A 26,674-nucleotide genomic window follows, 5' to 3' on the forward strand; every position below is an offset into this window, starting at 1 on the left:
TACGATGCTATTGGAAGCCATCTATCATAGACCGAAAGATAATTATGCATACGCTTGCACAAATAATGAATTACACATACGGATTCGTACGAAGAAGAATGATGTAGAAAACGTCACACTCCTGCACGGAGACCCTTATCGATGGGAGGATGGAAAATGGCTATATGATCGTAAGGAGATGATTTTAACCGGAACAGATCAGCTTTTTGATTATTGGTTTGCTCCCATCTCCCCTCCTTACAGACGCCTTCGTTATGGCTTCCTTCTGCATGACGAAACAGAAGAAGTGTTTTATGGAGAAAAAGGATTTAATGGGACCCCTTCTACTGATATCGGGGATTACTTCTGCTTCCCGTTCTTGAATACCATCGATGTCTTTCAAGCACCGGCTTGGGTGAAGGATACAGTATGGTATCAAATCTTCCCTGAGCGATTCGCAAATGGGAATACTGATAATGATCCTGAAGGAACACTGGCTTGGAATAGCGCTGAGCCCACTCCAACCAATTTCTTCGGAGGGGATCTAGAAGGTGTGATCGAGAACATCCCTTATCTAAAAGAGCTTGGGATCTCCGGGATCTATTTCACCCCAATTTTTAAAGCTCATTCTAATCATAAATACGACACGATTGATTATTTCGAAATCGACCCACAGTTTGGGACAAAAGAAACATTGAAGGAATTAATTAAGGTTTGTCATGAAAATGAAATTAGAGTCATGCTGGATGCCGTCTTCAATCACAGCGGCTTCTACTTCGAACAGTTCCAGGATGTACTCGAAAACGGTGAGGACTCTCCTTACAAAGAGTGGTTTCATGTAAATGAATTTCCTTTGGATATAGACATTTTGCCGCCTAATTATGATACCTTTGCATTCGAAGCTTCCATGCCGAAGTTAAATACTGAAAATGAAGAGGTTCGCAATTATCTATTAGAGGTTGGCCGATACTGGATTAAGGAATTTGATATCGATGGATGGCGACTGGATGTTGCAAATGAAGTCGATCACCACTTCTGGCGTGAATTCCGCAAAGAAGTGAAAAGCATAAAGCCTGATTTATATATCTTAGGAGAAATTTGGCACGATTCAATGCCTTGGTTGCGGGGAGATCAATTCGACGCTGTCATGAACTATCCTTTCACGACAAATCTATTGAATCTGTTCGCTCATCAAACAATTTCTGCTTCTCGATTTGTAGAAAACATGACTTCGGTTGTTCATATGTATCCAAAGAACGTAAACGAAGTGAATTTCAACCTTGTCGGAAGTCACGATACACCGCGTGTATTAACAGAGTGCGGCGAAGATATCCGACGTGCTAAACAAATCTACACGTTCATGCTCACTTTCACAGGTACCCCTTGTATTTATTATGGTGATGAAATCGGCCTGACCGGTGAACAGGATCCAGGGTGCCGTAAGTGCTTCCCATGGGAACAAGAACAACATAATGAAGAGCTCTTCGGGCATATACAGAAACATATCGCCCTTCGCAAGCAGTATCCACTGTTAAGCAACGAAGGGAATTTGACATTTTTACCCGGGGACCTTCATGAGCATTGCCTTTCCTTCACCAAATCAAACGGAGAGGAAACAATATTTGTTCTATTAAACTGCAGTGATGAATCGACCACCTACACTCTTCCATTTGAATTAAAAGGAGAGAAAATCACAAATCTGTGGAGTGGAGAAGAATTTGCCGCTGAAGCAGAGTCCATCGAAGTGGCACTCGAGGGGTATGGATTTGCAATATTGAAATTTTAATAAAGCTTTGTTCGTAAAAAGTGGGACTACACCTTAACGGTTAGTCCCCTTATCTATTTAAATCATAAGGAGAAAATCTATGCCCAAGAATCAAAAAAACATGACCCTCTTTGCCCTGACTTGGCCGATTTTCATTGAAATCTTTCTTCATATGCTGATGGGAAATGCCGATACGTTAATGCTAAGTCAGTACTCAGATGACTCTGTTGCAGCCGTCGGGGTTTCCAATCAAATCCTTTCTCTCATTATTGTCATGTTTGGATTTGTCGCTACAGGTACCGCCATTCTTGTAGCTCAGCATCTGGGAGCCCAGGAGAATCGATTGGCTGGAGAAGTGTCCATCGTTTCCATTGCCGTTAACTTAGGATTCGGTCTTTTCCTTAGTATCGTCCTTGTATTTTTCAGTGAACCGATTCTGCTATCGATGGATCTTCCACGATCACTGATGAATGAAGCCTCTTCTTATTTAAAAATCGTCGGAGGATTCGCCTTCATCCAGGCCTTGATCATGACTGCAGGTTCCATCATGAGGAGCTATGGCTACACAAAAGACGCCATGTACATTACCATCGGAATGAATATCATCAATGTGATCGGGAACTATTTATTTATCTTTGGTCCATTTGGCTTTCCTGTTTTAGGGGTGGAAGGGGTAGCGATTTCCACGATCGCTTCCAGACTGATCGGATTCATAGTGAGCATCATCGTGATCACCAAACGAATCCCCAATGCTCTTCCAATGAAGAGACTTTTTCGTTTACCCATTTCCCATGTAAAGAATTTATTACGCATCGGGATTCCCTCTGCAGGAGAACATTTATCTTATAATGGCTCACAAATGGTCATTACGTATTTAATAGCAAGTATCGGGACGAACGCATTGACCACCAAGGTGTATGCACAAAACCTGATGATGTTTATCTTTTTATTCAGCGTAGCGATCAGTCAGGGAACTCAAATTATCATTGGTCATATGATCGGAGCGAAACAATTCGACAGTGCCTATGAGCGGTGTTTGAAAAGTTTAAAGATTGCTATCTTCATTTCTCTTATTATGGCTGGAATTTTCTCTATCGCAGCAGAGCCGCTGCTGCGAATATTCACAAACAACGAAGAAATCATTTCTCTTGGTAAAACATTGATCTACCTGACCATCATTCTCGAACCAGGCAGAAGTTTCAATCTAGTCGTCATTAATGCACTGAGAGCAACAGGTGACGTACGCTTCCCTGTCTATATGGGGATCTTATCAATGTGGGGAGTAAGCGTTACGCTCTCCTATATACTCGGCATCTGGTTCGGGCTCGGACTTATCGGGATCTGGATATCCTTCATTGCCGATGAATGGCTCCGAGGCATTATCATGCTCAAACGCTGGCGATCCAAAATATGGATCCACAAACGATTTGTCCAAAGCGATAAAAGCGCAGTATAGAGGGACGGACCTCCAGGTGGTTGCGAACCTTTTCGCAAGTCCATTGACCACCGCTACCTTAACCCACATCTCCTTTAAAAAGAGTCAGCTCCTTAGCGAGCTGACTCTTTTTTTCACACCAAATGAAAACGCATCCATAAATTCATGTTAAGTTTTTTTACATAAAAACGCTTACATTACAAATTAACACTTGAACTTTTATTATTTTCTGAATATGATAAATAATATAACTTATTCATGTCATAAAACCTTACATCCAGGAAGTATTTCATTTCAAAAGGAAACAAAAAACAAAGGAGGAACCACAATGAAAAAAGTAGAAGCGATTATTCGGGCAGAAGCATTCTTGTCCCTGCGGGAAGCGTTATGCCTTCGTGGATTCAGCGGACTGACGGTATCGGAAGCAGCCGGCTGTGGAAAACAAAAAGGAAAGCAAGGGATTTTCAGAGGGAATAAATTTGAACTGCAGTTAGTCCCCCGTGTAAAGGTGGAAATGATTGTCGACGATGGTCAGGTTGAAGACATTATTGATCTCATAGTTGAACATTGCAGTACTGATACCGTAGGAGACGGGAAGATTTTCATCTATCCGGTTGAGGATATCATTCGCATCCGTACAGGTGAACGAGGAAAAAAAGCCGTTTTATAGATGATTTCATGCATAGCCACTAGCGCTTTACCAAACCAATTTTGGAGGGATACCATTGATTAAAAAAATTTCTGCTCTGTTGCTTCTGTCATTGTTTGTGAGCACTACTGCTTTTGCTGCGGCCCCTACCGCAGAATCTGTTCAAGCATCCGTTGACTCCCTGTGGGTCATGATTGCTGCAATCCTTGTGTTCTTCATGCACGCTGGATTCGCCATGGTGGAGACTGGATTTACCCGAGCCAAGAACTCCCTTAATATCCTGATGAAAAACTTCTTAACTGTAGCCATTGCTTCTGTCCTGTTTTTCATTGTAGGATTTGGGTTTATGTTCGGAGGAACATCCGGAGGCATCATTGGGTCTGACAGTTTCTTCCTATCAGGGCGTGAAGACATCGGCTTCTTCCTATTCCAATCCGTATTTGCCGCTACATGTGCAACAATCATTTCAGGTGCTGTAGCTGAACGAATGAAGCTTAAAAGTTATATTCTATTGACCATTGCCATGACCGGAATCATTTATCCGATTGTCGGACATTGGATTTGGGGTGGGGGATGGCTTTCAGAGCTTGGATTCGTCGATTTTGCAGGATCTACTGTCGTTCATTTAACTGGTGCTGTCGGGGCTTTCATTACGGTGCTTTTCCTTGGGGCACGTATCGGCAAATACAATAAAGGGAAAGTGAATGTTATTCCTGGTCATAATATCCCGATCGGTGCCCTTGGCGTATTCATCCTTTGGTTCGGCTGGTTTGGATTCAATGGAGGCAGCAGCTTAGCTGCTGATCCGACACTTGTGCCCCAGGTGATTACAACAACTTTATTCTCAGCATCAGCTGCCATCCTTTCATCCGCTTTCTACACTTTGGTTAGATATAAACGCATCGATCCTTCCCTGACCTTAAACGGAGCACTGGGAGGACTTGTCGGAATCACCGCCGGCTGTGCCAATGTATCACTTGTCGGTTCTCTCTTTATCGGGCTTATTGCAGGAGTGATCCTGGTTGAAGCAGTAACGTTCATCGATTCAAAGCTTAAAGTCGATGATCCAGTTGGAGCCATTGCCGTCCATGGCATTTGTGGGATCTGGGGTACTGTAGCAGTTGGATTGTTTGATGTTTCAAACGGTTTGTTATATGGTGGTGGCGTTTCTTTAGTAGCCACTCAGGCCCTCGGCGTTCTCGCAGTTATTTCCTGGACTTCCGTTACAGTCGGCGGTTTCCTGTTCATCGTCACGAGAGTATCAAGTATCCGGGTTTCACGTGAAGAAGAACTTTCAGGACTGGACTTTACAGAGCATGGATCGAACGCATATGAACTAAAGGATACTGTATTAGAATCGAACGTTTCTTCCACTTCTCCTTTTGGGTCTGACCTGGTTGACCGATTAAATTCGATCGGAACAGGTAAAGTAAGTGAAACCATGAATCAACGAAACACGATTTAACCAATCGGGAGCTGCTTTAGAGCGGCTCTCTTTTTTTTGCCGCCAAACAAAAATAAGCCCGTATGGAAGGCTTCCAGCTAAAGCTTCCAGACGGGCTTATTTACGATATCGTTGAAATGATTTTTTCTTTTACATCTTTTGAGACAAAATGCTTCTTGGAAAAAACATTATAGTGATTTTTTCTAACTTCACTCAGGATGGCCCGATACAATAATGCAGCACCCTTCACCGGTGTCCTTGAATACACAGGATAAAGATTCATTGTACGGAATGCTTTATCATAATAATCTTCTGCAACCCGAGCCATATCTTCCCATATGGACCGAAAAGCATCATTATTTCGATAATCCATTAATTCTGTTACGGTATATTCATATTTAACTAATAAATCCTGCGGGATATATAATCTTCCTCTTTCCAGATCCTCACCAATATCTCTTAATATATTGGTAAGCTGCATGGCATAGCCTAAGTAAATCCCATCTTCTCTCAATTGATGCTCTTTCCCGGGAGCAAGGATAGGCAGAAGCATTAACCCTACAGTGCTCGCTACGTGATAAGAATAGTCCAGTACATCATCCATCGTCACGTAAACTCTCTCGTTCAAATCCATCCGTTGACCTTTAATCATATCCCGAAAAGCTCCGATATCCATATTGAAATGTTTAAACACATCGTTTAAGGCTATCCACATAGGCTCTTCTTCGTTATAATATCCCCTAAGAAATGATTCGAATTCTCTTTCGAATTGAAGCAATTCTTTAGAAGGGCAGATGCCCTCATCCACGATATCATCTACTTTTCGACAAAATGCATAAACAGCCCATACTGCTTTTCTTTGGTCCTTCGGCAACAGGGAGAATGCTCTGTAAAACGTCTTTGAGTGAAGTTTAATGATAATCTCACAATGATCGTACGCTTCCAAGATCTTGTTCATGTAAGGCCACATCCTTCCTTTCCGACTCGGTTTTATAATGTTCTTTAAAGGTTTCAGCTACGAGTTTTGCCCCCTGCATGACGATCGGTACTCCCCCACCCGGATGGATGGATGCTCCCACAGCAAAGATATTCTTTTCTGCAAACGGTTGTACCTGTGGCCTGAACGGACCTGATTGACGTAAACTGGGTGCAATACCGAAGCTTCCTCCTGAATATAACCCCTCTTGTCTTGCTTCTTCAGGTGTCCTTACTTTCATCCACTTCATTCGCTTTCTTAACTCTTTAAAGCCCCTTTTCTCCATTGTATCCAATACGGAATTGGAAAGAAATTCTGAAGCCTCTTTCCAGTCCAATTTCTCGGAAACCGGAACAGGAATAAGGACGTATAGGACACTGTTCCCTCCAGGAGCAAGGGATGAATCAACTTTCGACGGGTTAAATACGTAAAATGAAGGTTCTTTAGGAATTCTCTTATTCTTGAAAATATCCTCCATATTTCTAGAGAAATCTTCATTTAGATAAAATTGATGCATTTCCTTTTCATCAAACTTCCCCTCCACGCCCATATACAACAGGACGCAACCAGACGAAGGTTTGTATGGTTTAGGGGACTTCTTCTTTACTAATTTTGATGCCGTAGGAAAATCTCCATTGATGATCACCGCATCTATTTCTTCTCTACGGTTTCCGTGGACGATATGAGTCGCTTTTTCTCCTGTAGTCTCTATTTCTGTGACAGCTGAGGAGGTCTTGATTATGATACCATTTCGTTCACATGCCTCTAGTACATGCTCCAAAAGAGAGGCATAACCACCTTTTATATAATAAATACCATGTTTATGCTCACTAAAGGATACTAAACTATAAATCGCAGGAGTCGTATAGGGATTCCCGCCGATGTATAAGGTTTGAAGCCCGTAAGCGGTTTGTAGTTTTTCATGATGAAAATAATGCTTTAAGTTCCCCATCACGTTCCTGTATGCTTTTAACTTAAGCAGCGAACCCAGGGTTTGCCTGTTCATATAGTCTTTTGTTTTTAGAAAAGAGGATTCAAGAAATTGAGGCTTTCCGATTGTAAACCGTTCATCCATATCATCCATAAATTGCAGGAATCCGTCTTCATCTCCAGGAAACTTTTGTTTTATTTCTTCATATTGCTTATCCATATCAGCATACTTGGTATATGTCTGCCCGTCTGCAAAATGAACATTATACAAAGGGTCACAACGAACAAATTCAATTGCGTCTGTCTTTATATCTGCTTCTGAAAGAATGGAAAGTAGCATTTCAGGCAGAAGCACGATGGTCGGTCCTTTATCGATTTTGTACTCACCTTCCTGAACAAAGGCAAGGCGCCCACCGATGATGGACTCTTTTTCATACACCGTCACCTCATGTCCCTCTTTCGATAGTAACAGGGCCGATATCAGTCCGCCGATACCCGATCCAACAACTGCCGTCTTCATAAGGCTTCCCCCATTGCTTGATCTTTTCGGAATGAGTAGGACGGATCTTCGTTCATCAGCATATTCGTTGTAATACGGGCTGATTCTAATATCGTTGGCAATCCGCTTCCCGGATGAGTTCCTCCACCGACCAGCCAGCAGTTTTCAAGTTCTTCAAATTTGTTGTGAGGTCTTAGTGCCATCATCTGAGTTAATTGGTGACCAAGATTGAAGGTAGCACCTTCGTATATATTGAAGTCCGTTTCCCAGTGATGAGGAGAGATGATTTTTTCGACTCGAATATGTTCCCGAATGTCCTTTAAGCCTGTTTTGCTTTCAACCACATCCAGAACAAGGTTCCGAAACGTTTGTTCATTCTCTGTCCAATCGATTCCGCTTACATTATTCGGAACGGGAGCAAGGATATATAAAGTGGAATGTCCTGGAGGAGCAAGCGTCTTATCTGTCACAGAAGCATTTTGAATATAGATGGAAGGATCTTCCGGAAGTGTAAACGTCTCCGTTATTTCCTCCACATTTCTCTTATAGTCCTCTGCAAACAGGATGCTGTGATGAGGAAGATCATACTGTTTATCGATTCCAAGATAAATCATGAAGGTGGAGCAGGAATACTTCTTCTTCTTCAGTTTTTCTTTACTGTATTTCTTGAGAACCCCATCTTCTACAAGGTTACTCATCACATGAGCAAAATCTCCATTGATGATGACTTCATCTGCGGAAACCTTCTCTCCATCTTCTGTAATGATTCCCTTCACCACATTACGATCTTCAATCCACAATTTCTTGACCCCCCGGCCCAAATGGATGGAACCGCCATGCTCAGTTACTACTTTGGCCATGGCTTCAGAAAGCTGATTCAACCCGCCGATCGGATGAAAAATGCCATATTCATGTTCCATGAAAGATAAAATCGAGAATGCTCCCGGACACTCCCACGGTGACATCCCTAAATATTTTGATTGGAAGGTAAAAGCCAACCTCAATTCATGATCGGTGAAATAATCACTTAACACACTATACAGTGATTTCCCTAATGATAATTGGGGAAGTGCTCTCAAAACCTTCCAGCTGATATATTGATAATATCGATCCATGGGACTTTGTAGAATCGGCTTTAAACGTTCCATTTTTTTACGAGTATCATTCATAAAGCGTGTATAACCCTCTGCATTGCCGGGATAATGACGCTCGATTTCCCGGGATAGTTTCTCCGGGTCTTTAAACATTTGCACTCTTTTATCTTTAAAAATAAGTTCATACATCATGGAGAGCTCTTTTAAATCCAGATAATCGTGAAGATTTCTTCCTGCTGCCTCGAATAATTCCTCAGCAATTTCAGGCATGCTCAAGAACGTTGGACCAATATCGAACGTATACCCATCCATGGTGACAGAACCGTTTCGTCCGCCAACGAACGTTTGCTTCTCATACACTTCTACATCGTATCCCTTGCCGGCTAGCAGCATTGCAGCTGCCAAGCCACCTGGACCAGCGCCTATGACGATCATTTTTTTGGCCATCGTTACAGCCTCCAATGCAATTTATTTGTACATTCATTATACAATACTTATACAAATACAGTATACAATTCTTTTTTACTAGAAACAAAGTTTAAGCTCTCATTTTCAAAAAAAATTTCATCACCCCAATATAATTGGGCTTGTCTCTTATATAATGATCGCGTACCTTAAGCATTCAGCTCAGCTTATATCCGCTGTTTGAACAGGATAGATCACTATTTGAAAACACAATAAGGAGACATATAAAAGGTACCCTCCTTTTACTATGCCTCCTTTTCAAATCATTAATACTTAAATCTATGTTTGTACCGGTCTCTTAATTCTTATAGGTTTTATTAAAATCCATGCTGTTTTTCAAGATAATTCAGCCGTTATCAAATGAAACCCGACATTAACTTTTATTTCCCTCCCCTACCACATCTCTCCTATCGTCCTGATCCAAACCAAAAAGGCAAGCCCTTTAAAAGAAGCTCACCTTTTCAAATAGCTATTATTCCACAATCTCAACATTATAATCTTTAAACCAAACATGGATCTGTGCCAGGTGGGCAAGTAGTTGGGGACCGGTCATGAGTTGACCGTACCATGGTACCTGGAAGGCAGATCCGCCTGTTGCAACGATTTCTTTCAGTTTTTCTTCATCGAACAATTCATATAGAACACTTGATTTGTCTTCAAGTATTTCATTCAACCAGTCACTGACCAGTTTCGTGTATACAGGGTGATGTGTTTTCGGATACGGACTCTTCTTGCGATAAAGGACTTCGTGTGGTAGTACTCCCTCGAGAGCCTTTCGCAGAATCCCCTTTTCTCTTCCTTCGTGCATTTTCATCTCCCATGGGATGTTCCAGACGTATTCTACAAGTCTATGATCAGCGAATGGCACCCTGACCTCCAAGCTTGCCCCCATACTCATGCGGTCCTTGCGATCTAACAATGTCGTCATGAACCAAATCAGATTCAGGTAGAATAATTGCCTTCTTTTCGATTCAACTTCATTTTCCCCTTCTAATAATGGGGTTTCTGCTACCGTGCTATCATATTGCTCCAGCACATATTCTTCAAGATTTAATTTCTTACTCCATTCTTCCTTCAGCAGGCCTTGACGCTCAGCCGTGGAGCGCATCCATGGAAATCCTCTGCGGTCAAAATCTTCAGGACGGTGAAACCAAGGGTATCCCCCGAATATTTCATCCGCACATTCTCCTGATAAACCAACCGTGAAGTCCTGTTTAATTTCCCGGCAGAACCATAAGAGGGATGAATCAACATCAGCCATTCCCGGTAAATCTCTTACATGAACCGCCTCAGTGAGATAGTCCTTTAATTGTTGTTGACTAATGACACTGCGATGGTGGACTGTTTTAAATTCAGAAGTCATCTTTTCAATCCAAGGTGCATCGGAGTTCGGCTGAAAATCGTTTGCCTTAAAGTATTGATCATTTTCCTCATAGTCGATGGAGTACGTATGAAGACTTCCTTTACCCTCTTCTTTATAGCAATTCGCTGCTACCGCTGTAATGGCACTTGAATCAAGTCCGCCGGATAAGAAAGTACAAAGGGGCACATCGGAAACAAGCTGTCTTTTGATGGCGTCGGTTACGAGAAAGCGAACTTTCGCAACTGTTTCAATAAAAGAATCTGTATGCTTCTCACTCTTCACATTCCAGTATCTCCATATTTTCAAGCCCTTTGTAGAAAATAGTAAAGCATGAGCCGGCCGGAGTTCCTTCACTCCTTTAAATACACCATTCCCTGGCGTACGGGATGGTCCGAGTCCCAACACCTCCGCTAATCCTTGATGATCCACCTGAGGCAAAACATCTGGATGTGCCAATAATGCTTTAATTTCCGAACCGAAAAGGATTCCTTCTTCCTTTTCAAAATAAAATAAAGGCTTAACGCCCATCCGGTCCCTTCCTATAAATACGTGCTCCTTTTCGCTGTCCCATACCGCAAAAGCGAATATTCCATTCAAATGATGGACACATTCCTCTCGCCACTCAATATAAGACGTCAACAGGACCTCTGTATCAGAATGGCCTTTAAATGTATAACCCTTAGATATAAGTATCTTTCTTAAATCCTCTGTATTGTAAAGTTCTCCATTGTAGCAGATGGTAAAAATGTGGTCATGATGCTGAATGGTCATGGGCTGTCTTCCACCTGCAGGATCTACTACAATTAATCGTTTATGACCAAAGGCAACATGTTGATCAATCCATACATTCGTTTCATCAGGTCCTCTTTTAGAAAGGGTTTCAGCCATTTTTTCTACTACTTCTTTTTGATCCGACAAATCTCGTTTATAATGGATCCAACCTGTAATTCCGCACATAGTGATCATCCTCACTTTCTAATCAAACAAACTGGGCTCACGGACACATAAATTATTCTATGCCCGTAGGTTGAAATGGTTAATTGTCTCAATCAATCTTTACATGAATGAAATATGATAATTATGACAAGAAATGTAGATAAGGAGGGATATTCACTTGAGCAACATATTTCGATCAAACATTTTAAAATCCCAAAAAAGGTCCTACTCCGAGGGCACTGCTCTTTTCGAAGAGGATACGTGGTACTTTTTCGAAATCGATGCCGAGGAAGAGTCAGAGCTCGAATTTTACCTCAATCATGAATTGAAAGTATATAGAGATGGAGACTGGCTTACAGGTGTTCTGTTGGAAGATGGCATTATCGTTACGCCTTATGAGCGGTTAAGAATTGAGAATGGCGATCGAATTCAAATAAAGAAGACTATATTGTATTCGTTGGAGAATTTATTGGAAGAGATTTCTGATGATGCTTTTCATCAGTTTACAACAGCCTTAAACAATCTGGGGTATTCTATTTATGATAGTATCTTTTGCCACAACCACCTTGTTTTTCTCGGAAATCAAAAAATCAAAGAAGGGGTGAACTTCATCACCTTCGATAACGGGGTTGAAGTGTGTGCCGTTCAGCATCACTTCACTTATTACAAAAAAAAGCGTGACCGCTTTGAATTCACTTTAAGCACGGGTAGACGAATCGTGATTGAAAGTTTTAATATTTAATCCATTCATAAACCCAAATAGAAAAAAGCAAATGCCTGCCGGATACCGGCAGGCATTTGCTTTTTTTCTATTACCTCTCTATCCAAGGAAATTCAAGCCCAGGGGCAAACGTAATCCCAAATAAAGAACAATGATTAAAGCGATGATCAATTGAATCCAAAACATCTTTGTGCTCTTGCCTTTGTTCATACGGACCAAGACCATCTCGAACATCCCGATGACCCAGATTCCAACCAATCCCTTTATGCCATAAAGGGCAGGATTTATTCCTTGATGCTTCCAGAATAATAGGGCACCCGTTAATATAATGAGCAGGTAGAATAACCGTAAAATCATATGTACAACTTTCATGCCTTTTTTCTTTCCTGCATTATGTAATCCAACCGCTACAAAGAAAAGAATAATCGCAATGACCCAAGTTGTAATATGGGCGTGTGTATTATCAAACATAATGAACCTCCTACAGGTAGATAGTTTACGCTCATAATATTACCATAGTCTTTACTCCAACAGAAATTTTAACTAAGCCTGTAACTGATTTGTCAAAATTCCAAGGGATTCAATTTCGATCTCCATTTTGTCACCCTTCTTGAGAAAGCGCGGAGGATTGAAGCCTTTCCCTACTCCCGCAGGTGTTCCTGTAGCAATAATATCACCAGGTTCAAGTGTCATCCCCATTGATAGCGTTGAAATGATGGTGGGGATGGTGAAAATCATTTCACGCGTGTTCGAAGATTGGCGGATTTCATCATTTACCCTAGTAGTTATCGTTAGATTCTGAGGATCGATTACTTCATCCTTAGTCAAAAGATAAGGGCCGATCGGGCATGTTGTATCAAGGCTCTTACCGATAAAAAATTGGCCATGCTTTTTCTGCAGATCCCTGGCGGTTATATCATTAAGTATCGTATATCCAAATACGTGCTCCAAGGCGTCTTCCGTGGAAATTCCTTTCCCTCTCTTGCCAATCACTACAGCAAGCTCCCCTTCATAATCAAGCTGCTCCGTCATTTCACCATGATGCAGCACCGTTTCTCCATGTCCGATTACGGTATTGGTGGCTTTAGTGAAAATCATGATGTCTTTTGGGATATCCTGTTCGCTGCCCATTTCGATGGCATGATCACGATAATTTTTCCCCACACACATAATATTCCTCTTCACATTCGGAAGCGGTGAAAGCCACTTTATCCCATCCTGTGAATAAGAGGGGCCTTCAACCGAATCGTCCTTTAGAACATATTTCACCTTTTGAAGAAAGCCTTCCCCCTGTTCTATTCCACCAAGCAAATCCTGAGGCAAGCCGTGCAAACCTGCTAACTCTATAATTCTTCCATCTCGCTCCACACCATACGCCTGTCTATCCCCAACCTGAAAACTGACAAATTTCATCCCTTATCATCCCCTTTGTTTTTGCTTAATAAACTATAATTCTCCCTTTTTTACAATATTGCTTTTTCCATAGCTTAATACACGCCACAGCTTCTCAACAGGACCGTATTTAAACTTGGATAACCAAATTTCTGAAAGGATCACTTGGATAGCGTAAATGCCAATCGCCAATAAAGTCCCCGTCGTTAACGTCACTTCCCCATACAGTCCAAATCCATACGAATAGAAAATCAGGGTACCGATGATCGATTGCATGAGGTAGTTGGTTAGAGACATCTTCCCTACTGAGGCTAATGGCTTGGTCCACTTCATGATTTTTTCATTCAACAATAATAATGAGAGGATTATTGCATAAGATACTGATAAGAACGGACCTCCCAAAAAGTCTTGAATATACGCATATGCAAAATTGGCCTGAAAGAATAATGGCATTGATTTAATGATGATCCCAATCACTAAAGTACAGCTTCCTATAACAATCCATGATTTCTTATAAGCTCTTACTTTTTCCAATAGTTGCAGTTTACTAGCACCTGCTCCAATCATCATCATTGGTAAAATAGAAAGTAACAAGAATATGAGATTACCTGGTGAATTCACAGCATACCAGTCCTGAAAACGCTGCTCCATAATACCGCTGAAGCTACCAGATGCATAAGCGGCAACAGAATCCTGCAGCGACTGGATATCAGTGAACTGCGTTACGCCAGTGGGATCTGTAAATGTCATTAATACTAGCAGAATACTGAAAAATAATTGAGGCAGCAGAAATAACAATCCCCCTAACCACAATAATCCCTTTCCAGACAGCCTCATAAAAACGAGGAGCAGCAACCCGAATACGGCATAGTTAATCAAGATATCCCCAGACCAGATCAGGAAAGCATGAATGCAGCCAATCACTAATAAGATAAGAAGCCTTCTGATTCCAAATAGATAGAAAGACGTTCCCTTGACAGTTGCCCTTTGCTGCTGAATGCCCAAACCATAACCAAACATCATGGCGAACAGAGGATAGAAGCTTGCCTGGACCAATATATCTATCCATGGATACAAGGCGACATCTTCAGGCGTTTTCCACCAGGAATAGGGGTCAAGATAGAGAAATGGTGAATGAAAGGAAATCATATTGATGATAAAGATCCCAAGTAATGAAAATCCTCTAATCACATCAAGAATTACAATACGTTCTGAATGTTCAGTTGGCGAAAAAGAGTTCATTAACAGTTCCTCCGAAAAATATAATCTTAGTTCCATTTTAACTCCAAATGGGAAAATAGGCGATTATCACCTATTCATTCTTCTCACATAGAATAACAATAATTAACTTTGTCTTAAAGGTGTGAGTTGATATGCCCGCAATCGTAGGAATTGCTCAAGTCGTGAGCGTCGGTTCAAGTGCCGTCTTCCATATTGGAGATGTATTTAACATCAGTCCAGTTTCCACAGCCAAGACCTTCGCAGGGGCAGGTTCGTTCATAACGGGGAAAGGGATTTCAGTTTACAATGAAAGTTCTTTGACCTATACCGTGGACGATGATGGAATGGACCAAGGAATAAACTTTAACCTATGAGTGTGATGCCGAATGACGAATTATTATGTTCAACAATCCATACAGATTCAATTTATTAAAATCGGGGGAATGTCCAATTCCTCCATCTTTCAGATTGGAACATGCGGACAAATCACAACAAATGACTTTCTTTATAATACAGGGGGCTTCACGGAGCCTGCTCCGGAAGCGGAGAAAAATGGTAATGGGAAACCGCCTCCCTCTATAACCCCACTCGTTCCCCTGCAAACGCCTAGGTAACCCAAATCGCGACAAAAGAAAGAGGTGGCAGTATGAACAATTACTATATGACCCCACAACAACTTTATCAGTATATCGAGATGTTGAACACGAAAATTGTCGCGTTGGAAAAAAAAGTGAATGAGCTGTCACAAGAGTTGATAACTCTAAGGGATACACCGAAAATCAATGTTGAAAAAATCGAATACAAATTTGATCAGCTCAAAGTTGAATCCCTTGATGGCACCTTAAATATTGGATTGAATCCAAATAATTTAAAAGAAACAATAGAGGATCTTGCCGTCGAGCAAAATGTGGATGTCAAATCAATAAAAGACATCAAGCCCTATAAAGAAAGAATCACTGCTGAAATTAAGGCGTATATCGATTCTGAATTACCAAATCTTATTCAGGATAATGAAATGCATTTTCAGCGGTCTCTGGATCCATCATATTACGAGATGATTCAGCAGGATTTATTGAACCAGATGCCACAAAGAATCGATTTCTATCTACAGAACATACCCTATATTGAATCAAAACAACAAGAAGGAGAATGGGAACGGAGAATCATCAGCAAAATCAAAAAGGATATCGAAACGGCCCTCTTCTCCTTCATGTCACAGATCCCAAATAATATGGAAGGAATGAAGAACAATGAACCTCCAAGTAATCAATCGTGAACTATCGGTTGGGAATATTGAGATCGCCGGGGTTACGAGTTCCTCTCTCGTTCTTGTCGGTGATGCTGACGTCATACAGCTAGCCTCAGCATTCGATACGCCGCCTGAATCACTGATCATCGGTCCATTCGTTCCTCTTACACCAAAGTAATGCTTAAGCGTTACTCGATTGTTGATCGTTTAGAAGGAATCACACTAGCCTTTAGCTCGCTCTATCAATTAGGGGATTCTCAAAACATTTATGCCGTGTCTAAGGCATATGCGGTGCAGCGTGAAAAGGAGTTTTTCTTAACCAGTGAAGGAAGCTTTGATTCCCCAGTATTTACCGGGCCAATCGACCTCCCCCGCATTAATCCGAATATCAAGGTAAACCGGCTAAACCTTTGTCCCATCAAAGTAAATAATATGTATATACGGGCAACGTCGTTTTCATCCATCATACACATCGGAAATACTTCCAACGTGTATATGGAAGGCCGGGTGAAAAATATCCGTCAGCTGGAAAAAGATACCGAACCACTTACGTTTGAGACGATTGAAAGTCCAAATTAGATGAAGAACCTTCCCTGGAAGTTCACATAGGCTAACATTATAAACAAATAAAAAGAGGATGTTGATTATGCCCGCTTTAGTAGGTCCTGTCGCTATTCTTAATGTCGGTGGAGGAAATGTTCAGTTTGGGGATACAGCAATTATCTCACCTAAGTCTGCTTCTAAGACATTCGGAGGTGCCGGCGGCTTCAATACTGGTCCATTTCAGTTAAGCTATAATGTATTCAGTGTAAGTACCACCTTTGATTGTAATGTCGTAGATCAACCCATCACCGGAAATAATTAGAAAAACAAGAAGCCCACATTGTGGCTTTTTGTTTTTTTTACCCTTATCCTTTTTTTCTCCGTTCTTTGCTTTTCCTCGTTTTCACCAATTTAGAGGAAGGCTGCTTTCGTATCCACTTAATGAACTTATGAATCTTTTCATCCCGGCGCAAGTCTTCGATGGTGTTCAACCTTATGCCCAATTCATCATTTGTATAGAGGGAATGAATTTGCTTATGACACGGAATACAAAGCTGTGCCGTGGGAAGGAAGGTTCCACCAACCTCTTTGGGTGTCAGGTGATGAATCGTGGTTTCAACATTCTGCCGCGAACATAATTCACATGTCCCAATCGACTTTTTACTCATCTAATCCCCCCTGAATATAGTTAGTATAGGTATTCCCTAATTTTTATACCTTAAAAAACCACTTTGAAGACCAGGTCTCAAAGTGGTTTACTATTATAGCTCCAACACATGCCCACCATCGAAGAAGTAAAGATACTTTTCAGAAACTGTTTCTTTCCAAATGGATTCCAGTGCACGGGTATATAATTCAATTTGCACTCTATATCGTTCTTCAAGAACGGGCTTCGCCCCTGCAAAACCATCCTTAAAGCGGTCATGAATACCGTCGGTTTTGTAATCCAGCAGTACGATTCCAAATTCATCCCTGAATACACAATCGATGACCCCCTGAACAAGGATTGTTTCTTCCGGGGCCCCTTCCCCTGTTTCTGAAATCTCACTAAGGGGGACGCTCATGCTGAAGGGAATTTCCCTTTGTATATTCGTTGCATTGGCCATACGCTGACCGAGGTCGCTTTGGAAAAATCCAACGATGTCTTCTAATGAAATTGCTCGTTTCTGTTCTTCCGTCAAGATTTCTTTGTGTACCAAATTTAATAATAACTCCGCGACATCTTCTTCTGTCGGCACTCCATCTGCAAAAGAAATATGCTGCATGACAGTGTGCATGGCTGTTCCTCTTTCAGCAGGAGACAGCTCTTTGGACTGCATGAATTGTGGCCGGTTGTACACAGGCTTTTGATGGCGACGAAGAATATCGATACTCGATGCTTCATCCCTTACTTCCACCATTCGCTTCAGCTCAGAAACCGACTGTTTCGAGCGAAGGTTTGTAGCGCTCAGATGTGGATACTTCCACGACAAACGGTGCAATACCTCTTCTTTGTGTGTGGACTGTATTTCCACTTCCCCACCGTTCTTCACCTGCTCTTTCCAATTGTCACCTTCACTCATTGACTCTTCATCTACTGCACCAAGCTCAGACTTATGAATCATCGTGATATGAAAGCAAGAAGGATGTTTTAGAATCTCTTCATTGATCCCACTTCCTTCTAAAACTGCACCTTCCCCAAGCTCTTTACAATGGGGGTGCCGCATGAGGGACGGACCTATCCAATCAAGATAGGAACTGGCTCCGGCCCGGTCAAAATCAGATAACAACCATTCTGTCTGTCCTAAAGCTCCCTGCCATTTCTTACGGGATTTTTCTAGACTTTTCACTGTTCCCACTAAGAATAGCTTCTCTTTTGCACGGGTTAACGCAACATAGAGCACCCGCATTTCCTCTGAGATGGCCTCCATGCGCTTCTTTCGCTTAAATGCCAGCTGAGGTAGGGATGGATAACTGATTCGCTTTCCCGGGTCTGTATACTTTGCAGCCAAACCCAGATCTTTATCTAATAAATAGGAAGCGTTCAAGTCCATAAGATTGAATTGCTTCGATGTGCCAGCGACAAAGACAACTGGGAACTCAAGTCCTTTACTGGAGTGAATGGTCATTAAGCGGACCACATCCTCCTGTTCACTGAGAGCTCGCGCTACCCCGAGGTCATCTCCTCTCTCCCTCATCCGATCAATGAATCGCAGGAAGCGGAATAACCCTCTGAAGGACGTTGATTCGTATTGGCGGGCACGATCGTATAGTGCCCGAAGATTTGCCTGTCGCTGTTTCCCGCCGGCCATCCCTCCGACATAATCATAGAATCGGGTGTCCCGGTACAATTGCCAAATCAGCTCCGTAACCGAACCTTGTCTAGCCTTGGTCCGCCAGTTTTGCAGATGATACAGAAACACTTTGACCTTTTCAAATGTTCCTTCTTCACGTGCGTTATTTGGTTTTTCACTTGCAAATTTCTTCAAGGCTTCGTAATACGTTCCCGCTCTGGAATGGATCCGAATGCTTGCAAGCCCCTGCTCGTCCAGTCCAACAATCGGAGAACGAAGAACCGAAGCCAGGGGGATATCCTGATACGGATTGTCAATCACTTTCAGGAGTGAGAGCATAATCGCAATCTCTGTTGCTTCAAAATAACCAGTAGACAGATTCGCATATATCGGGATCCCCTGCTGTTTGAATTCTTCCATAATTTCTGCCGCCCAAGGCATGGAACGGAGCAGAATCACAATATCCTTGTACTGAATCGGACGCTCGGTTTTTGTTTTGGCATCATAGATCGGTGTACGCCCTTCAATCATGGCCTTCACCTTGTTTGCCATATAGCGGGCTTCAAGTACCGATTTCTCAATATCACCCTCGTCAAAAATGGACAATTCTTCGTCATCACCAGAAACTTCCTCTGATTCCTGATTAATGATTGCTACTTCGATCGGATACTCTTTCTCTTCAGGATAAGGGGCACCTTTCACAAGCTCTGCTTCCCGGTTGTATTCCATCTCACCGACAGAGGATCCCATAATTTGCTTAAATAAAAAGTTGGTTCCCTCTAATACTTCCTTCCTGCTTCTGAAGTTTTGAGATAGATCGATCTTTAATCCCGATTCCCCGCTTACTGGAAGAAAGCGGGTATACTTTCCTAAAAATAAGTTGGGCTCTGCCAATCGGAAGCGGTAGATGGACTGCTTCACATCTCCTACCATAAAGCGATTCCCCACTTTTTCACGTTCTTCTGTAATAAGAAGAAGAATTGATTCCTGGACCATATTCGTGTCCTGATATTCATCGACCAGTACTTCTTTGAATTTATTTTTATATTGCTTTGCAGCCTCTGAAGGAAGTAAAGCATCTGAAGCAGGGTCTCTTAAAATGTCGAGACAAAAATGCTCTAAATCAGCAAAGTCCACAAGTCCCTTTTCTTCTTTCACCTGCCGGAAACGTTTGCCGAATTCCACCACCACTTCTGCCAGTGTGTGAATCACTTCCTTCATCTTTTTCATGTCTTCGATGAATGACTCCGGCCTTCTCGCAAAGAAATCCTCCTGGAGCTTCTCTAACATTTTCTTTCCTTGGTCCCGAAGCTTTTTCGCTTCATCAACGATATCCTTGTTATAATCATCCCCCCGGCAAGCTTTTAGCTTGGTGAAGGGTAAAGTTTGAATGGTTTCGTATAAAGCGTTCCAAGAAATATGGAGGCTTTCCTCTAGACTCTCGACGATCTCAATATCGCTTAGGAAGTTTTCCGCCCTCGGGCCTGGCCCTCCAGGTACACGGGCCAGATCCAATGCACGCTGGAACAGGCTTTTCGCCCCATGTAGCTGTAACTTAATATCGGTTATTAGGGGTTGTATAAAGGAAAGCTGATCAATTTCTACCCCCTCTTCAACCTCATACATTTCTTTTAACCCTCTTAGCCACTCATCGGGGTTCGGATGAGAGCGGGAAAAATCATAAAGCTTTCGAATCATTTCTTGAAGTGCTCCGTCACTTCGATCATTCGTAAACGTATCTACCAGCTTAAAGAAATCATGGTTATGTTCTTTACCATATTCCTCTTCAAACAGCTCATCAAGCACTTCATCACGGAGGAGATCCCCTTCTGTTTCATCAGCAATCCGAAAACCCGGGTCGATATCGATAAGATAGTAATATTTACGAATCACTTCCAGGCAAAAAGAGTGAAGAGTAGAAATGGAAGCCCGGTTCAGTAAGCTCAGCTGCTTTCGTAAATGATGGGAGTGGGGATCCTCATCAATTGCTTTTTCCAATGCCTGCCCGATCCGATGTCTCATCTCAGCGGCAGATGCATTGGTAAAGGTTACAACCAATAGTTCATCCACATCCATCCTATCTTCTTCAGAGAGGATTTTCTGAATGATCCTCTCTACAAGTACTGCGGTCTTCCCTGATCCTGCAGCAGCTGCTACGAGAATGTCCTGGCCTTTTGCCCAAATCGCTTTCCACTGATCGTCTGTCCATGTAACATGATCAGGCTTCGCCGGAATCGTACCATTACTCATTGGACTCTACCTCCTCTCTTACTTTCTTTAATAGATCTTCCGGTTTTGCCGTTGGCAGCACTCTGTACTCGTTTTCCTCCAGGGACTGGTCGAATTGACAAACGGAACGGAAAGAACAGAACTGACATGGTGTACGGTCCTTCAGCTTGTAAGGAGTAATATTGGTCTCCCCTGAAACGATCCGGTTCCCTGACGCTTCATAGAGCTTTCTCACATGCTTCTGCATATAGTGAAAGTCTTCCTGTGAAGCTGCTTTCGAACGGGAGGATAGTGATCCATCCTTCTTGATTCCAGCCGAGATGATGTCAGAGCTTCCCGTATCCAATGTTTGATCCATCAAACGAACGATATTGGAATCCCCAAGAACAAGTCCCTTCATCTTAAAACTCTTAAATATTTCCTTTTCAATCTGATCCATCGTCAAGATTTTCTTGCTATTGATCATAGGGTTGTGAACGTGGAAATAGAGCACGCCTGCAGGCTTCGCTTCCTTCCCGACAAATTGCTTGGAATTCGTCAGCACAATATCTAAATATGTCAGCATTTGAAGAGCTAATCCGTAGTACACTTCCGTCATATCCAAATCTCTCGCACTCGATTTGTAATCAACAATCCTGAGGTAAACTCCACTTGCATCCTCTGCTTTGTCTACCCGGTCGATCCTTCCCTGTAGCTCCATTTTCGTTCCATTTCTCAGCTGGAACTGGAACGGAGGCAGGGTCGCTTGTGGACCAAATCCAAGCTCCACCCCAACAGGAACAAACCCACTCGCCTTTGCATGCTCACTAAGAATTAGGCTCGCACGGCTGATGATTTGCTCAAGCTTCTGAGCGATGTAATAATGGCGGTTAGAGCTTAATAGAATCTGATGCTGAAGCTTCGGTGCCAGCATCAATACGGCTTCTTTAGCAAGCTTGAGACACTGGGCTTTTGATAAGGATGCCCAGGTGAGACCATGACGCTCCACTTCTTCTGATATCCATTTAAGAGCGGAGTGGAACATTTCCCCGATATCGGGTGCCTCCAGTTTAAAGAAATCCCGCTCTCTAAGCTTCAACCCATGACTCGCAAAATGAGAAAACGGACAGCTATGGAACAGCTCCATTCGGGATACACTCGCTAAAATGTGGTCACCATACAGATCCCTGCTCGTATCCTCTGAAAGCTGATTCGCCCGATTCTGGTAGAAGAGACTGGATAAAATATGCTGTGAATGCCATTTCCAATCATTTGACGTTGCATAGAAGTTATACACATCCCACCAGAAATCATAGATCGGATATTCACGTTTCTTCATTTGTAATTGCGACGTTAAATGAGAAATCGTCACATTGGGATGACATACATAATGAAGCTGCTCTTCCTCGGAAAGCTCGGACGGTTCATTGAATAGAAGCTTCGTATTTGCATCCGGAAACATTTCATTCAGCCTTTTGATGAAAGAGGATGCTAATAACGCTTTTCCTTCTTCATTGGCAATCGGATAGCTGACGAATAATCGTTCACTCGGAGTCGTAAAGGCTTTATATGCTACAAACTCCTCGTCCAGCAGCTTCGTCCTGTTGCTGGGTGCTATCTTGAAGCCCCTATTGATCAACGATTCGCGATCTTCATCCGACAGGACTCCGTCTTCATTCATTTTCGCCGGCAGCACACCATCATTCGCTCCGATGATGAAGGCTGCTTTAATATCTCCGAGCCTTGATTTCTCAAGATCTGCAATAATGACCTGATCGATGGCAGGGGGAACTAACGAGAACTGCATCGTTTCGATTCCTGCATCCAAAATGGACGAGAATTTCTTCATCGTCGTTTCCTCATTGCCGAGCATTTCTACATATTGATCAAGTAAGTCCATTACGGCTGACCACGCTTGATCGTGCTCCCTTGCCGCAATCAAGTCGCCTTTATCTTCTGCTTCCATACGCATACGTTCAAGTTTAGCCGGAATATCCAACTCTTCCAGATAAAGATAGAGAGTTTCACAGAATTCACGTCCTGTAGATTGCTTTTTCAACCGTTTTCCAAGACGGATGATCGGCGCAGAAATAAATAAACGCAGCTCATTGATTTCATGCTCAAGTTCCCTTTCACGGTCGGTTTGTGGTGCATCCACATGCTCAAGACCACGGAAGCGGCGGTATTTCCAGCGGTCTTTCTTCGTCCAGCGATCTCCTTTGATACCGTAAGCCAACACATAGTTCTCCAAACGGTCCATTTTTTCACGCAGATCGGTTGGATTTTTTTGATAAGGGAACAAAAGGTCTGTTTTCACCGCCCGGAATACAGGCTCATATCTCCAGTTCGTGTTCATGATTTCCATAGTCGAACGGATCAGCTCGATCAGAGGGTGATTCAACATTGTCCGCTTCTGATCAAGGAAAAACGGAATACTATAATCTTGAAAAATCGTTTCGACCTTATCACGGTAGTCCTGGCTGTTTCGAACCAGCACTGCAATATCCTTGTAGCGATATCCCTTTTCCCGGGCAAGCTTCCGTATTTCCCTTGCGACCCCTTCGACCTCTGCCCGGCGATTAGAGGCTTCCAGAAACTCAATGGATCCTTTTGATTCTTCGCATGGAACAGTTGGCCGGTCCTCAAAATGACGTTCGAGATGCAACATCGTGTCATTATGATAGCGAATCGGCTTCACTAACACATCTTCCTCTACGGATTTCCCTGCTCCATAGCAAATATCCTTAAGAGTATGGTAGGATTCGTTCGTCATTCGATACAAGCTCAATTCGTTCATAGCGTCCAATTGCTGTTCCGGATCCGTGGTGAGGGCAACCGTCACCTTCTTGCTATGCCGGATAAGCTGATCGATAATGAGATATTCCTGTGGAGTGAAACTATGAAAGCCATCTATGTAGATCTCTGCCCGCCTGAGAAGTTCAGAGTTTTTCACATTATCAGCCAACAATTGAAAGTAATCTTCTGAATCAATGTATTTGCCCTCGAGCTTCTCCTCGAATTTCCCATAAATCAATTCAAGATCGTGAAGCTTATCCTTCAGCACCTTCGACTCCCGCTCATCTTCTCCATCAAGTGACTGGAGATCCCGAGGCGAAATGCAATAGCGCTTAAATTCCGTCAACATAGATTCTACATGGTGAATGAAACCCGGCTTATCCGCGGCCTTCGAGAAAATATGGAGACGATCTTTGTTTTCATCTATAATCTTTCGAATCATCATATTTAAACCGACATCGGATAGGTGATAGCGGCTCATCCCACCGGTTTCCTGTAGGATTTTCCACGCGAGTCGGGTGAAACTGAACACTTGTCCGCGAATCATCCCGTTTAATCCTGGTGTGTTGACAAGCTCGTATTCCGATATAAAGGACATCTGATCCGGTACGATGTAAATGATGGGATCCCCATTCGGCGCTACCAATAAGCTCTGTTTCATCTCATCTAATATGCGATGGGTTTTCCCCGTACCAGAGCGTCCGAGAATAAAACGTACAGCCATCCTCTCACTCCTTTTCTTATACTAATCTATTGTAACCAAGAGGCAGGTTGAATTTTTGTATAGGTTCATTATAGTACACAGGAACAAATCTTTCCCGCCTCAATCTTTATTGAAAAAATTTGGAACATCCGCATACAGTAAAAAGAGGGAGGTGATGGCATGATAAATCAATATTTTAACAGAATCGCTTTTGTTCTTGTGGTAATGGCGGTTATGGTAGCATGCAATATCTATACGTTCCTTCCCATATACGGGAATATCGCTTCCTCCCTTTCCATCCCACAAAGTGAAGTCGTTATTGCAGGTAGCTCATTTATCTTTTTCTACGCCTGTGGACTTCTGACTTTTGCCAATAGCGCCGATCGGTTTGGAAAAAAAGAGATTCTCGTCTGGGGAATGTTTGCTTCCGGGATTTCAACAGGCCTGGTAGGCCTTGCCGATGATTTCTGGAGTTTATTTATCACACGGGGAATTCAAGGATTTTGTCTGGGTAGCTTTGCACCCGTCGCCTTTGCCTATACGTATGATTTGTTTTCAGGAAAAAAGAGAACCTTGCTTCTGGCATTTATCAATTCCGGATTTCTCTTTTCGGGCATCCTTGGGCAAATACTAAGTGAGGGAATCACACGCTTCAGCCATTGGACGATTGTGTTCTTCTTTTTCTCATTGGTGTACGTCTCCTTGTTTTTTATAGGAAAACAAACGCTGCCTACAACCTCCACTCGATCCGTTTCCGTCACACACCAAATCGTCACGATCTATAAACTCCTTATGAGAAAAGAGCTCTTATTCTGCTACGGTATTGTTCTCACACTTCTCGCCTCTTTTATTGCTTATTATGACAGCTTGACCAGGTACTTGTCCGGAAGTCCCGATCTACTCTTTCTCATCAGGGCAGTCGGATTGATCGGCGTCGGATTATCGCTCTTTACCGGCCGACTCCTTGAAGCCATTGGAGTCTATAAGACACTTTTTATTGGTGTAACCATCTCTATTACGAGTGTGTCCATTGCTTTCATTTATGTGCATTTGAGTGACCCCTTTATCATCGTTCTTTCTTCTGTCCTATTTGTTTCCGGCATCTCATTGTTGATCCCAACGGTGATTACCCTTATTGGAGATATGAGTGGCGAAGACCGAAGCCAGGCTCTCAGTCTTTACTCATTTCTTTTATTAGGGGGGACCAGCTTAGCTCCTTTAGTAATCATGCAGCTGACTTACGTTCAATCGTTGTTTCTGTTACTGGGATGCTTTTTGTTTCATGCCTGGATGGGAGGATTGCTGTATGTGGGTCGGAGGAGATGGGGGATGGGGGGTTAGTGCCAGTCCTCCATTCTTTCCTGAAGATTTGAGGTGTGGAGCTCGAATTGGACATTGTCCGTGGCAAGAAAATTGACACTCCATCCTTTCCCTCTTCTTAAAGGTCCCCTTACAATACACGCTTCCTTCTCCTTCAAACGTTGAACAGCCTCAAAAAAACCTTCTTCACTGATGGAAAAGGCGATGTGATCGACCCCATATCCCCTGGACGCTCCGAGGCTGTCTTTTTCCTGGAGACAGATCCAAATCGGACCCCATTCCAGATAAGCATCCCTTCTCCCTTTATGGACAAGTATTGCCTGCAGGGTTTCCATATAAAAAGTCAGCGATTCTTCTAAATTACTAACGTTGATTGTCAGATGATTAAAGCCGGTTATGTTCACATATTGTCCTCCTTTCGTTTGGTTGTCCGTTTATTGTGTCAGCTGGATAAATCGAGGAGCTTTGTAGTGCCTTTATACCCACTTACCTATCCAGTGGGTAGTTAATTGCGCCTTTTGGGAAGGCGATTGCGTCTTTTTTTGGTTAATTGCGTCGTTTTGAATTTTATTGCGTCTTTTCGGAAGGGAATTGCGTCTTTTATTGATTTTGCGTCATTCCGGATGGGTATTGCGTCATTTAACAAATAAAGGAAGATGACTGAGCGCTCGATCCCACCTCCCTATCACACACCCAAAAAAAGAAGGACATCA

General features: G+C 42.6%; 23 protein-coding genes. 12 read left to right on the forward strand and 11 right to left on the reverse strand.

Features of this window, described 5'->3' with window-relative positions; translation table 11 throughout:
* The first annotated feature begins 4 nt into the window (after positions 1-4).
* The 4 genes from TV75_RS06015 (at position 5) to TV75_RS06030 (ending at position 5,293) form a co-directional block, all read left to right on the forward strand.
* Positions 5-1,765, forward strand: coding sequence for an alpha-glycosidase (locus TV75_RS06015; protein WP_044337719.1), 1,761 nt, complete (start codon positions 5-7; stop codon positions 1,763-1,765).
* Between the two features lie 79 nt (positions 1,766-1,844).
* The gene (locus TV75_RS06020; RefSeq protein ID WP_044337720.1) at positions 1,845-3,200 is read left to right on the forward strand and encodes an MATE family efflux transporter; all 1,356 of its coding nucleotides are present in this window, start codon (positions 1,845-1,847) and stop codon (positions 3,198-3,200) included.
* Positions 3,201-3,507: 307 nt separating this feature from the next.
* On the forward strand, positions 3,508-3,849 hold the full coding sequence (locus tag TV75_RS06025; protein ID WP_044337721.1) for a P-II family nitrogen regulator: 342 nt from the start codon (positions 3,508-3,510) through the stop codon (positions 3,847-3,849).
* Between the two features lie 55 nt (positions 3,850-3,904).
* Positions 3,905-5,293, forward strand: coding sequence for an ammonium transporter (locus TV75_RS06030; RefSeq protein ID WP_044337722.1), 1,389 nt, complete (start codon positions 3,905-3,907; stop codon positions 5,291-5,293).
* 100 nt (positions 5,294-5,393) lie between these two features.
* Here TV75_RS06030 and TV75_RS06035 read toward each other — a convergent pair whose 3' ends face one another.
* The 4 genes from TV75_RS06035 to asnB form a co-directional block, all read right to left on the reverse strand.
* Positions 5,394-6,230, reverse strand: a complete 837-nt coding sequence (locus TV75_RS06035) for a phytoene/squalene synthase family protein (RefSeq protein WP_044337723.1) — start codon at positions 6,228-6,230, stop codon at positions 5,394-5,396.
* On the reverse strand, positions 6,196-7,698 hold the full coding sequence (locus TV75_RS06040) for a phytoene desaturase family protein (RefSeq protein ID WP_044337724.1): 1,503 nt from the start codon (positions 7,696-7,698) through the stop codon (positions 6,196-6,198). The genes TV75_RS06035 and TV75_RS06040 overlap by 35 nt, the downstream gene beginning before the upstream one ends.
* On the reverse strand, positions 7,695-9,218 hold the full coding sequence (locus TV75_RS06045) for a phytoene desaturase family protein (RefSeq protein ID WP_044337725.1): 1,524 nt from the start codon (positions 9,216-9,218) through the stop codon (positions 7,695-7,697). Before TV75_RS06045 ends, TV75_RS06040 begins: the two co-directional genes overlap by 4 nt.
* A 490-nt stretch (positions 9,219-9,708) precedes the next feature.
* Complete coding sequence (gene asnB / locus TV75_RS06050) at positions 9,709-11,565, reverse strand: asparagine synthase (glutamine-hydrolyzing) (protein ID WP_172655624.1); 1,857 nt, start codon at positions 11,563-11,565, stop codon at positions 9,709-9,711.
* A gap of 148 nt (positions 11,566-11,713) precedes the next feature.
* On the opposite strand from asnB, the gene TV75_RS06055 reads away from it, so the two are divergent.
* Positions 11,714-12,277 carry a DUF2777 family protein gene (locus TV75_RS06055; RefSeq protein WP_044337727.1) on the forward strand — a complete coding sequence of 188 codons (564 nt, stop codon included), beginning with the start codon at positions 11,714-11,716 and terminating at the stop codon, positions 12,275-12,277.
* A gap of 78 nt (positions 12,278-12,355) precedes the next feature.
* Here the strand turns inward: TV75_RS06055 and TV75_RS06060 are convergent, their stop codons facing one another.
* From TV75_RS06060 to TV75_RS06070, 3 genes are all read right to left on the reverse strand, one after another.
* The gene (locus tag TV75_RS06060; protein WP_044337728.1) at positions 12,356-12,727 is read right to left on the reverse strand and encodes a YisL family protein; all 372 of its coding nucleotides are present in this window, start codon (positions 12,725-12,727) and stop codon (positions 12,356-12,358) included.
* A gap of 72 nt (positions 12,728-12,799) precedes the next feature.
* On the reverse strand, positions 12,800-13,669 hold the full coding sequence (locus tag TV75_RS06065; protein ID WP_044337729.1) for a fumarylacetoacetate hydrolase family protein: 870 nt from the start codon (positions 13,667-13,669) through the stop codon (positions 12,800-12,802).
* Between the two features lie 33 nt (positions 13,670-13,702).
* Complete coding sequence (locus TV75_RS06070) at positions 13,703-14,890, reverse strand: DUF418 domain-containing protein (protein ID WP_044337730.1); 1,188 nt, start codon at positions 14,888-14,890, stop codon at positions 13,703-13,705.
* A 131-nt stretch (positions 14,891-15,021) separates the two neighbouring features.
* Here TV75_RS06070 and TV75_RS06075 point away from each other — a divergent pair, with 131 nt between their 5' ends.
* The 6 genes from TV75_RS06075 (at position 15,022) to TV75_RS06100 (ending at position 16,983) form a co-directional block, all read left to right on the forward strand.
* The gene (locus TV75_RS06075; RefSeq protein WP_044337731.1) at positions 15,022-15,243 is read left to right on the forward strand and encodes a spore germination protein; all 222 of its coding nucleotides are present in this window, start codon (positions 15,022-15,024) and stop codon (positions 15,241-15,243) included.
* Positions 15,244-15,255: 12 nt separating this feature from the next.
* Positions 15,256-15,483, forward strand: a complete 228-nt coding sequence (locus TV75_RS06080; protein WP_044337732.1) for a spore germination protein GerPB — start codon at positions 15,256-15,258, stop codon at positions 15,481-15,483.
* Between the two features lie 32 nt (positions 15,484-15,515).
* Positions 15,516-16,145, forward strand: coding sequence for a spore germination protein GerPC (gerPC, locus tag TV75_RS06085; protein WP_044337733.1), 630 nt, complete (start codon positions 15,516-15,518; stop codon positions 16,143-16,145).
* Positions 16,120-16,296, forward strand: a complete 177-nt coding sequence (locus TV75_RS06090) for a hypothetical protein (RefSeq protein ID WP_044337734.1) — start codon at positions 16,120-16,122, stop codon at positions 16,294-16,296. Before gerPC ends, TV75_RS06090 begins: the two co-directional genes overlap by 26 nt.
* The gene (locus TV75_RS06095) at positions 16,296-16,697 is read left to right on the forward strand and encodes a spore germination protein GerPE (protein ID WP_044337735.1); all 402 of its coding nucleotides are present in this window, start codon (positions 16,296-16,298) and stop codon (positions 16,695-16,697) included. The genes TV75_RS06090 and TV75_RS06095 overlap by 1 nt, the downstream gene beginning before the upstream one ends.
* A gap of 67 nt (positions 16,698-16,764) precedes the next feature.
* Positions 16,765-16,983: a spore germination protein gene (locus TV75_RS06100; protein ID WP_044337736.1), complete on the forward strand. Its 219-nt coding sequence runs from the start codon at positions 16,765-16,767 to the stop codon at positions 16,981-16,983.
* Between the two features lie 43 nt (positions 16,984-17,026).
* Here the strand turns inward: TV75_RS06100 and TV75_RS06105 are convergent, their stop codons facing one another.
* The 3 genes from TV75_RS06105 to addB form a co-directional block, all read right to left on the reverse strand.
* Complete coding sequence (locus tag TV75_RS06105) at positions 17,027-17,329, reverse strand: hypothetical protein (RefSeq protein ID WP_044337737.1); 303 nt, start codon at positions 17,327-17,329, stop codon at positions 17,027-17,029.
* Positions 17,330-17,422: 93 nt separating this feature from the next.
* A complete protein-coding gene (addA, locus tag TV75_RS06110) occupies positions 17,423-21,184 on the reverse strand; it encodes a helicase-exonuclease AddAB subunit AddA (RefSeq protein WP_044337738.1) in 3,762 nt (1,253 codons plus the stop codon).
* On the reverse strand, positions 21,177-24,662 hold the full coding sequence (addB, locus tag TV75_RS06115; RefSeq protein WP_044337739.1) for a helicase-exonuclease AddAB subunit AddB: 3,486 nt from the start codon (positions 24,660-24,662) through the stop codon (positions 21,177-21,179). The genes addA and addB overlap by 8 nt, the downstream gene beginning before the upstream one ends.
* 159 nt (positions 24,663-24,821) lie before the next feature.
* Here addB and TV75_RS06120 point away from each other — a divergent pair, with 159 nt between their 5' ends.
* Positions 24,822-25,982, forward strand: coding sequence for an MFS transporter (locus TV75_RS06120; protein ID WP_044337740.1), 1,161 nt, complete (start codon positions 24,822-24,824; stop codon positions 25,980-25,982).
* Here the strand turns inward: TV75_RS06120 and TV75_RS06125 are convergent.
* Positions 25,979-26,365 (reverse strand): VOC family protein, encoded by a 387-nt coding sequence (locus TV75_RS06125; protein WP_044337741.1) that lies wholly within the window; start codon positions 26,363-26,365, stop codon positions 25,979-25,981. The two genes, TV75_RS06120 and TV75_RS06125, sit on opposite strands and share 4 nt — an antisense overlap.
* Positions 26,366-26,674 lie beyond the last annotated feature (309 nt).

Origin of the sequence: Rossellomorea aquimaris (genome assembly GCF_000935355.1) — a bacterium.
GTDB lineage: Bacteria > Bacillota > Bacilli > Bacillales > Bacillaceae_B > Rossellomorea > Rossellomorea aquimaris_B.